This is a genomic window from Paenibacillus yanchengensis (genome assembly GCF_042684845.1).
In the GTDB taxonomy this organism is placed as follows: Bacteria; Bacillota; Bacilli; order Paenibacillales; family Paenibacillaceae; genus Pristimantibacillus; species Pristimantibacillus yanchengensis.
In genome coordinates, this window is sequence record NZ_JBHUMH010000001.1 from 1 (window position 1) to 833 (window position 833).

At 47.8% G+C, this 833-nt stretch carries 3 rRNA genes; all 3 read right to left on the reverse strand.

Going from position 1 to position 833, the window contains the following annotated elements:
• Positions 1-388 (reverse strand): 23S ribosomal RNA (locus tag ACFSTH_RS00005); the annotation flags it as partial.
• Between the two features lie 108 nt (positions 389-496).
• Positions 497-613, reverse strand: a 5S ribosomal RNA gene (gene rrf, locus ACFSTH_RS00010).
• A 145-nt stretch (positions 614-758) separates the two neighbouring features.
• Positions 759-833: ribosomal RNA gene (locus ACFSTH_RS00015) — 16S ribosomal RNA — on the reverse strand; the annotation flags it as partial.

Here is an 833-nt window from a genome sequence, read left to right on the forward strand (position 1 = left end):
TGCTTTGGGCTACAGGGCTTTTACCTCTTCTAGCGGACCTTTCCAGATCTCTTCACCTAGCAAACACCTTTGTAACTCCATGTGAGACGTCCTACAACCCCAAAGAGCAAGCTCTTTGGTTTGGGCTGTTCCGCGTTCGCTCGCCGCTACTGACGGAATCACTTTTGTTTTCTCTTCCTCAGGGTACTTAGATGTTTCAGTTCCCCTGGTATGCCTCACCCTAACCTATGGATTCAGTTAGGAGTAACTGCCCATTACGACAGCTGGGTTTCCCCATTCGGAAATCCCCGGATCAACGCTTGCTTACAGCTCCCCGAGGCAGTATCGTTNTATCTTGCCACAGCAATAAGGCTATGAACAAGGTTCGCATAACCATATAGAAGTACTTATTTGCATAAGATACTTATACATCGTTACACGCTTGAACTTCAGCTTCGATGTGTCTTGCTTGTTTGTTCCTATCCAGTTTTCAAGGTGCAATTAGGGTATAATACCCGCTTGGCAGCATCCTACTCTCCCAGAACCCTGCGGTTCAAGTACCATCGGCGCTGGAGGACTTAACGGTCGTGTTCGAGATGGGTACGTGTGGTTCCCCTCCGCCATCGCCACCAAACGGTGTTTACTTCCTATGAAAAGACAACGCTACTCCGCTTTTACAAGCAAAGGCTTTGTTCTTTCAAAACTGACAACGAGTGAGTAACACGGGTGGAAACTTACGTTTCCTTATCCTTCTTCTACTGAGAAGGGTATTTCCTTAGAAAGGAGGTGATCCAGCCGCACCTTCCGATACGGCTACCTTGTTACGACTTCACCCCAATCATCTACCCCACCTT